Below are 7968 nucleotides of genomic sequence, written 5' to 3' on the forward strand. Positions count from 1 at the left end.
GGGAGACAACCCCAGCGGAATGACCTCATCCCCAGGCTCCAGAACCGCCAGGCGAACGTCGGCAAAGTCTTCGGGCCGAGCAGGTTTGGTGTGAGGGGCAAGATTGTTCATGGCACGAAAACTGATTATACGAACAGTATAAAACACCGCATCCGACCCACAATCGGTATGCTTACGGGCAGGGCGAGGCGACGGGGTGTGACGTCGTGACGGCCCCACACCCTTGCGCCCATCCCCTCTGCCCCAGCGTTGATCCCCATGTGCGGCCGCTTCGCCTTCAAGAGCCCTCCCGAGCGGCTGCATGCGCAGTTCGGTGCCGACATCACCGATTTGCAGTGGACGCCGCACTTCAACATTGGCCCCCAGCAGCTTGTGCCCGTCCTGCGCACTGTGGATGGCCAGCGGCGTGCGGCTCTGCTGCGCTGGGGGCTGATCCCATCCTGGTCCAAGGCCCCCACCATCGGTCATCGGCTGATCAACGCCCGCTGCGAGACCGCAGCCACCAAGCCTGCTTTCCGCGCAGCTTTGCGGAGCAGACGCTGCATCGTGCCGGCCGATGGATTCTTCGAATGGCAGCAGCAAGCCGCCGGCAAGCAGCCTTTCTTCATTCACCGTCGGGACGGCGCCCTGCTGGCGATGGCCGGGCTGTGGGAACACTGGACCTCGCCGGCTGGAGAGAACGTCATCACCTTCACCATCCTCACCACTGCAGCCAACACCTGGATGCAAGCCCTGCATGACCGCATGCCGGTGATCCTGGAGGGGGAGGCGCTGAACCTTTGGCTCAACCCAACCACGCCTCCCTCCCAAATCCAGGCCCTGTTCCGCCCCCTGGTGCTGGACACCCTGGCGGCCTACCCGGTGACACCAGCCATGGGAAATGTGCGGCATGACAGCCCGGACATCCTCGACCCCTGGCCGGTCGTGTCTTCCCTTCCAACATGAAAGACCGCCGCATCGCGCATCTGGACATGGATGCTTTCTTCGCTTCGGTGGAGTTGCTGCGCTACCCAGAACTGCGGGGTCTGCCGGTGGTGGTGGGCGGTCGGCAGGACTGGCATCCCACGCGCCAGCCCGATGGCAGCCACCGCTTTGCCCGGCTGCGTCAATATGTGGGCCGAGGGGTGGTGACGACCTCCACCTACGAAGCCCGCGCTCTGGGGGTGTTCTCCGGCATGGGCATGATGAAGGCCGCCCAGCTCGCCCCGGATGCCCTCCTGCTGCCAGCACACTTCGAGGCCTATCGCCAGTACTCCGCCATGTTCAAAGCCGCGGTTGCTGCAATTGCTCCCCAGATCGAAGATCGGGGGATCGACGAGATCTATCTCGACCTCACCGACCTTCCAGACGACTCGCACACGCTGGCCTTGCGCATCAAACAGGCTGTCTATCAAGCCACAGGCCTGACCTGCTCCATCGGCATCACGCCAAACAAATTGCTCTCAAAAATGGCCTCGGAGCTGGACAAGCCAGATGGCATCACCATCCTGAGCGCGGCGGACTTTGCCACCCGCATCGGGCCGCTCTCTGTCAGCAAGGTGGGTGGCATTGGCCCCAAGGCCACGCGCAAACTCCAGGACCTGGGCATTCACACCCTGGCGGATCTGGCGGGCGCCGATGCGGGCGTGTTGCAAGAGCAGTTCGGTGCCACCTATGCCGCCTGGCTGCGGGATGTGGCGCGAGGCATCGATGATCGCCCGGTGGTCACGGTGCGCGAAACCAAGTCGGTCAGCCGAGAGACGACGTTCGAGCAGGATCTGCATCCCCGTCACGATCGTGCTGCACTCTCCGCGGTGTTCACCGCGCTGTGTCAGCGTTTGGCCGGTGACCTGCAGCGCAAGGGTCTGGTGAGCCGCACGATCGGCATCAAGCTGCGCTTTGAGGACTTCCGCACGGTCACAAGGGATCTGTCGCTGGACGAATCCACAGACCAGCCGCAAGCGATTCGACGAGCGGCCGGGCTGTGCCTGAAACGGATTGCGCTGCAGGGGCGAATCCGGCTACTGGGTGTGCGGGCATCGGGGTTGATGACGGTGCAGGAAAGGGAGCAGGCAGGTCGGCCGGTGCAGAGGGAACTGGACTGGGTGGAGGGGGCGTAATGCGCCCCTTCCCTCCAGAATCGTAAAAACGTCACCAAGCGCGGGAAGGCAAGCAGCAACGGAGGCAGCCCGCGCTCTCTGGAGGATTTTTCCAACGAAACGTGCCGCGTGCTGGTCGTAATGTCCTGCAGCAATAACCTCACGGTTTTACAGAAATAAATGCCATGATTTGTTACATTCTGGTCGGTCGTTAAGATAAATTTTTAAATACAAATCCTTTCTTCTATATGACTACCCTTACCTTAACAAAACCCCAATCGGCCCAAGGCGAACTTGCTGAACTGTATGCCGCAATTGAGAAATCTTTTGGCAGCGTCCCAGAAGGTTTGCAGCTCTTTGGCGTCAGTCCCAAGTTACTGCAGATCCAAATGCAAGCGCTGGGCTATTTTGGACAGCACCCAAGCCTGTCGGGCAATTTTCTTGCATTATTGCGTTACATCCTATCGGAAGATGGCGGTTGTCAGTTCTGTATTGGTTTCAACCAAGGGTTGCTGTTGAATGCTGGCTTATCTGCCGAATCCATCGCTCGTGCCCTGCAGAACCCTTTGAATGCTCCGTTACACGACAAAGAAAACCGCCTACTGGATTATGTGGTGCGCGCTGTGCGTAATCCGCACGGAGTTCAGGATGCTGAAATCGATGGCCTGAGAAAATTGGGCTGGACGGATCAAGACATTTTTGATGCGGTTGCGCATGGTGCGCAACATACGGCAATCGATATTATTTTCGAGACATTTCGAGTCGCCCCACTCTGAACCCGCATGGCATTTTGACTGCGCCAGACTCGCCATTGACATTCGCCCCAAGAGGTCGCGCAGGCACCTGTCCCAAAAACAACGCCCCACAGTGAGGGGAGCGGCATCAAAAATGCTGGCATCTGCGTCATTGCGGATGACCAGCATTGATCGTTGAGGGGGCAGCCGCTTGCGGCGCGCAGGGGGAATTCGGCGATCAGGCGGATACATGAACTTGTCCACCAAGGGAAACCGCTAGGGCAAGACGAAATCCTCGCTCGGTGTTGCCTCTGGCAATGCATCCTCACCCAATAGCTCGCGCAACGTGATTTCGATCCCCGTCGATAGGGCGAGCAGCGGAAGATCGTTGGGCATTGCGCCGAAAGGGTCCTCGAGTTCCTCGTTGAGTGCATCCAGGGCCAGAAACGTGTATGCGACGAAGGTCACCATGAGCGGCGTCAGGAGTCCGATGCTGCTAATCAGACCGAACGGCAACAAAAAACAGTAGATGTAGACGGTCCTGTGGACGATCACCGAATAAGCGAAGGGAATCGGCGTGTTGGCGATACGCTCGCAGCCACCCAGCACGTCGGTCAGCGCCATCATGCTTTGTTCCATCACAGCGGCGATCTGCGGATGCAGATCCTGACGTTTGGCCGCCTCGGCCAGGCTTCTGCCAAGGGATTGCAGGATCAAAGCTGGACGGGAGCGTGCAGCCTGGAGCGACGCCAGCAGCGATGCATCAACCAGCGATGACAGGTCCGGAAGCGGATCACTGCCCCGCAACTGATGGCGCAAGGCGTGGACGAACCCGATCAAACGGTGAACGAAGTCGGCCGCCGGCTCTCGATCTCCGAGCCAAACGATGTACTGCCGTGTCAATGAGCGCGACGCGTTGAGCATGGCACCCCAGAGTTTCCGTGCTTCCCAGTAGCGTTCGTAACTCGCTGTGTTGCGAAAGCCAAGGAAGATGGCAAGGGCAACGCCGATCGACGTGAACGGCACATAGGTCAAGCCAACACGCCACCCCAGCAGATCGCCGTGGGTCCAGGTCACGGCGGTGGCCAGCGCCGCGATGACAAGGAGTTGCACCCAAATCTTGGGAAGTACAGACCCGCGGATCACGAACAACATGCGAAGCCAGGACAGGCGCGGGCGAACAATCATGGAGTCTGCACAAAAGAGCAAGCGATCAGCCTGATTATTCCGGATCGGAGCAGAAGCGTCTTGGACAGTCCCCTTGGCTTCGCCTGCCCGAATGAGTCGGTGCGAGGTCTTGAGCGGAGCAAGCCCATCAGCCTGAACTCAATCCTGCGGCCCGGACGCTTGCGGACGTCGCTGCAGTACGGCAAGTTTCAGGCGATCAGCCCGGCGCGCTGCTTTCGCCCCGGGTTGACCGCCCAGCCGCCTCACACGAGCTGACACAACCCTGGTAAGCAATGGGATGGTGTGCCTGAAAGACAAAATTAAAGAAGCCCCTCCGGTGCTGCACTCAGCGCCTCGCCACCACCACAGCCTCGTTGCCCTGCGCGAACAGATGCACGGTGGCGGTCATCCCGGCTTGCGCAAAAGCCGCCTGGATTTCCTCGGGCCGCAGAAAGTGATTGCCCTGGACATGTTCACTGAGATTCTGAAACGCCATGCCCCGGCGACTGGGCTCGCGCAGCGCCCTGCGCTCGGCGGGCCAGGCCGGCTCCCAGATCACCACAGCGCCACCGGGCTTGAGATTGGCGCGCAGCCACGCAAACAGCGTCTGGGTGTCTTTCTCCCAGACATGGTGCAGCGCGCGGTTCATCGCGATGAGGTCGGCGGGCTCGTCCAGCGTCAGCGCGTGGATGTCGCCGTGCTGAAAACGCAGCCGGTCGGATAGTCCGTTTTGCCGTGCCAGCGCCTGCGCCTGGGTGATGTTCTCCTCGAAGCCGTCGATGCCCAGACCGCGCAGCTTGCCGCAGCGCCGCGCCAGCGCGCGCAAATACCAGCCATTGCCGCAACCCAGATCGACCGCCAGGCCACCGCGAGCGTCGACCTCGGCAAAGACGGGGACGGCCGGGCAGATGGTGTGCTCGAACATCGGTCCGAAGGTGGCTTCGAGCATCGGGCCAAACCACGGCAACACGGTCTGGCGCTCGGCCAGAACCTGCTCGCCCGGTCGCTCCCCGTTGCGCATCAGGCCTGCCGCCCGTTCGGCCATGTGCGCCGAGAGAACGGACTGCACCGCCATGGGCATGAGGGTGTCGGGCGCCTCGGGGCGCATGGCCTCGCCCTGCGGGGTCAGACGGAATGTGTCGCCGTCGGCATCGAGATAGCCGAAGGCATAGGCGGCGTCGCACCAGCGCAGGACGTAGCCCGGATCGATCCCGGCCGCTTCTGCCAGCGCCTGCGCGCTGGCCTGGCGCAGGCGATGCAGGGTGGTGAAGAGTCCATTGACCACACCAATGTAGGCCACGTTCAGGCTGAGCGCCGCCTGGGATTGCTGGCGGAACTGGGTTTTGAGATCGTCTGCTGTCATTGGGAGATCACCTATCGACATTCGACGATTGTTCCACTTACGCCACGCGGGGTGTACGCCGGTATGCACATGCCCGGGTGCGGGTTTGGGAGATTCCCGCGGGGATCTGAAGTCTGCGATCATTGGAAGAGGTCATCGGGCCCGATGACCCTCTTGAGAGGAGCACAACATGACTGTGAATGAAGGGACCCTGGATCGCACGCTGCGCGTGATTGTGGGACTTGTTCTGATTGGCCTGACGCTCACGCATGTGATTGGCGTCTGGGGCTGGATCGGCGTCGTGCCGCTGGTGGCCGGCGCTGTGGGCATCTGCCCGCTCTACAGCCTGCTCGGCATTCGCACCTGCCCGATGCGCAAGAACTGAGAGGGCAAAACCGATCTCTGAGACTGCTTCGAAGCGCGGGCGGTCAGCTCGCTGATTCGGGAACGGCACGGTCCGCCAAGGACTGCCGCCGGCCTGATTTATGCAGCAAGTCTGAAACGGCCAAACATCGACTTTCTCATGACGCCGGATGACGGCGAACTGCTTTTGCCAGAGCATGAAGTTTTGCCATGCAAAAAAGCCACCGGCAAGGGTGGCTTTGTATCTTTGCAACAGTTGATCTGGCGGAAAGGGAGGTAGTCTAAAGATAAATAAAATCAATAGATTACAGAAGTTTTCCATTCGGTTACCATGTTTTCTTCAAATCATTCCTGACCATCATTGACCACTCCTGACAAGCTCGGGCATTCGAACGGGATAGCCAGCGGCTTAAGGTGCGCGTGACCTGCCCCCTCGTGCCGTACCAACGTTAAGTCAGGAGTCCGGGTTGCAAGGTTAATTCACTTCGTTGGTTGTTGTGGGGTGAAGAGCATCGCCAGCGCGCTGGCGATGCTCTTCGGCGAAGCGCGCCGGAGGTATCCGACCCAGACTACTGTGGGGCCGGACTTCGTTGAAGTCGCGGCGCCATTCAGCGATGGTCGCTCTGGCTTGGTGCAGCGTTTCGAACCATTGCTCGTTGAGACACTCGTCGCGGAACTTGCCGTTGAAGCTCTCGATGAACCCATTCTGCGTGGGCTTGCCTGGTGCGATCAGGATGTGGCGCACGCCGCGACTCGTAGCCCAAGCCATGAATGCACGGCTGGTGAACTCGGGCCCGTTGTCGGTTCTGACTGCTGCCGGGTATCCGCGGAATCGAGCGGCTTGGTCGAGCAGGCGCGTCACGTAGGCACCGGAAATGCCGTAGTCGACCGCGATGTCCACGCATTCATGGCTGAAGTCGTCGGCCACTGTCAGGCACTTGAGCCGCCGTCCATTGGCCAAGCTGTCGCTGACGAAATCCATGCTCCACACCTCATTGACCGTCGTGGCCAGTTGCAGCGGCACACGCTCGGCCGCCGCGCGCCGAACCTTCTTGCGCTTGCGCACAGCCAGGTTGGCCTGGCTGTACAGCCGATACACCCGCTTGTGATTGACGCCCGGATATGCTGGGCGCAACAGGTCATGGATGCGCCGATACCCGAACCGCCGACGGACATGCGCGATCTCGACGATCTTGCCGTGCAGTTCTCTGTTGAGCGCATCCTGCTGGGGCGGATGGCGGTGGCTATCTCTGCTTAGCCCCACGAGGCAGCACGCTCGACGCTCGGACAAATGATGTTCGCTGATCATCCTGCCGATCGCCTCGCGCTTGACCCGTGGGGCTAGCGTTTTACCCCGAGAACGCTCTTTAGCGCGTGCATGTCCAGGTGCGCTTCGGCCAGCAGCTTCTTCAGCTTGGCGTTCTCCGACTCCAGTTCACGCAGCCGCGTCGCCTCGGATGCCTCCATGCCGCCGAACTTGGCGCGCCACTTGTAAAACGTCGCGTCACTGAAACCGCCTGTGCGGCACACCTCCTTGACCGAAACGCCAGCCTCGGCTTGCCGGAGGAACCCGATGATCTGCTCTTCGCTGAATCGACTCGTCTTCATGTCCATCATTCTCCATCGTGATGGACTCCGCGAACTTCACCGTGGTACGGCTGGCGGGGAGCAGGTCACCTTAAAGCCACATATCGAAAGCATATATCCGGCAGATCAGGTCAGTTGGCTTCTTGATCGGATCGCAGAATTCGACCGGCTTGACCCGAAGTCCACGGTGTTTCGCTACCCTGACGGCGCACATTCATCCTACAAGGCAGGCGCTGCGCCAGATCCGGAGACGTGGGTTGATTTCAGACGCTTGCAGCGGTCAGCTCACAAGATGTTCCAGGGCTTCGAGCGTATTCGACTGCACCTTCTGGACTCAGACCTGCGCCGCAGATCTGTCCGGCCGTGATGGTTGTGACGATGGTGATGCTCAGCGCCTATTGTTATGGCCCGCGCACGCATACATGCCCCAGGCGAAAGGGGTCCTTCCTGGCGATATTCCAATACGGGGGGCGCAAGCGCAGCATTTCGCTACCGTCCGACCAGAAAACAAGGTTTGCAGGGTTTGCGGTTTGCACCCCGGCCAAAGGTGGGCGCTGAATTCACCCCCTTGGAACAAAAAACGGTCACCCCTATTCCAGTCAGTACTGGCGCGGGCTTCCGATGATTTCAGGGTGGAAAAATGGCAAATCGGCCACCGTGAAATTTGGCCGGAGAAAAGGGCCTGCGGTATGTGCAG

Annotated in this window: 8 protein-coding genes; 5 read left to right on the forward strand and 3 right to left on the reverse strand. The window is 60.4% G+C overall.

The features are described 5' to 3' along the window. Window positions 1–258: 258 nt before the first annotated feature. The 3 genes from Q0C48_RS03525 (at window position 259) to Q0C48_RS03535 (ending at window position 2854) form a co-directional block, all read left to right on the forward strand. Window positions 259–945 (forward strand): SOS response-associated peptidase, encoded by a 687-nt coding sequence (locus Q0C48_RS03525; protein ID WP_291521608.1) that lies wholly within the window; start codon window positions 259–261, stop codon window positions 943–945. Then, entirely contained in the window at window positions 942–2099 is a 1158-nt protein-coding gene (gene dinB / locus Q0C48_RS03530) for a DNA polymerase IV (protein WP_291521610.1), read from the forward strand. The genes Q0C48_RS03525 and dinB overlap by 4 nt, the downstream gene beginning before the upstream one ends. A 227-nt stretch (window positions 2100–2326) precedes the next feature. Further along, window positions 2327–2854 (forward strand): hypothetical protein, encoded by a 528-nt coding sequence (locus Q0C48_RS03535; protein WP_291521612.1) that lies wholly within the window; start codon window positions 2327–2329, stop codon window positions 2852–2854. 234 nt (window positions 2855–3088) lie between these two features. Here Q0C48_RS03535 and Q0C48_RS03540 read toward each other — a convergent pair whose 3' ends face one another. Next, entirely contained in the window at window positions 3089–4000 is a 912-nt protein-coding gene (locus tag Q0C48_RS03540; protein ID WP_291521614.1) for a bestrophin family protein, read from the reverse strand. 325 nt (window positions 4001–4325) lie between these two features. Continuing rightward, complete coding sequence (locus Q0C48_RS03545) at window positions 4326–5342, reverse strand: trans-aconitate 2-methyltransferase (protein ID WP_291521617.1); 1017 nt, start codon at window positions 5340–5342, stop codon at window positions 4326–4328. A gap of 169 nt (window positions 5343–5511) precedes the next feature. Here Q0C48_RS03545 and Q0C48_RS03550 point away from each other — a divergent pair, with 169 nt between their 5' ends. Continuing rightward, window positions 5512–5706, forward strand: coding sequence for a DUF2892 domain-containing protein (locus Q0C48_RS03550; protein ID WP_291521619.1), 195 nt, complete (start codon window positions 5512–5514; stop codon window positions 5704–5706). A gap of 453 nt (window positions 5707–6159) precedes the next feature. Here Q0C48_RS03550 and Q0C48_RS03555 read toward each other — a convergent pair. Further along, a protein-coding gene (locus tag Q0C48_RS03555; protein WP_291521621.1) for an IS3 family transposase occupies window positions 6160–7292 on the reverse strand; the annotation gives its coding sequence in 2 pieces (ribosomal slippage) (window positions 6160–7037 and window positions 7037–7292; 1134 coding nt in all). On the opposite strand from Q0C48_RS03555, the gene Q0C48_RS03560 reads away from it, so the two are divergent. Further along, the gene (locus Q0C48_RS03560) at window positions 7291–7638 is read left to right on the forward strand and encodes a hypothetical protein (RefSeq protein ID WP_291521623.1); all 348 of its coding nucleotides are present in this window, start codon (window positions 7291–7293) and stop codon (window positions 7636–7638) included. The genes Q0C48_RS03555 and Q0C48_RS03560 overlap by 2 nt on opposite strands. Window positions 7639–7968 lie beyond the last annotated feature (330 nt).

This window comes from Acidithiobacillus sp., from assembly GCF_023255755.1.
Lineage (GTDB): Bacteria > Pseudomonadota > Gammaproteobacteria > Acidithiobacillales > Acidithiobacillaceae > Acidithiobacillus.

Bases quoted from the DNA above. Each gene is read 5' to 3' on its own strand.
- Q0C48_RS03525 (WP_291521608.1), top strand. From the start codon at position 259: ATGTGCGGCCGCTTCGCCTTCAAGAGCCCTCCCGAGCGGCTGCATGCG.
- dinB (WP_291521610.1), top strand. From the start codon at position 942: ATGAAAGACCGCCGCATCGCGCATCTGGACATGGATGCTTTCTTCGCT.
- Q0C48_RS03535 (WP_291521612.1), top strand. From the start codon at position 2,327: ATGACTACCCTTACCTTAACAAAACCCCAATCGGCCCAAGGCGAACTT.
- Q0C48_RS03540 (WP_291521614.1), bottom strand. From the start codon at position 4,000: ATGATTGTTCGCCCGCGCCTGTCCTGGCTTCGCATGTTGTTCGTGATC.
- Q0C48_RS03545 (WP_291521617.1), bottom strand. From the start codon at position 5,342: ATGACAGCAGACGATCTCAAAACCCAGTTCCGCCAGCAATCCCAGGCG.
- Q0C48_RS03550 (WP_291521619.1), top strand. From the start codon at position 5,512: ATGACTGTGAATGAAGGGACCCTGGATCGCACGCTGCGCGTGATTGTG.
- Q0C48_RS03560 (WP_291521623.1), top strand. From the start codon at position 7,291: ATGTCCATCATTCTCCATCGTGATGGACTCCGCGAACTTCACCGTGGT.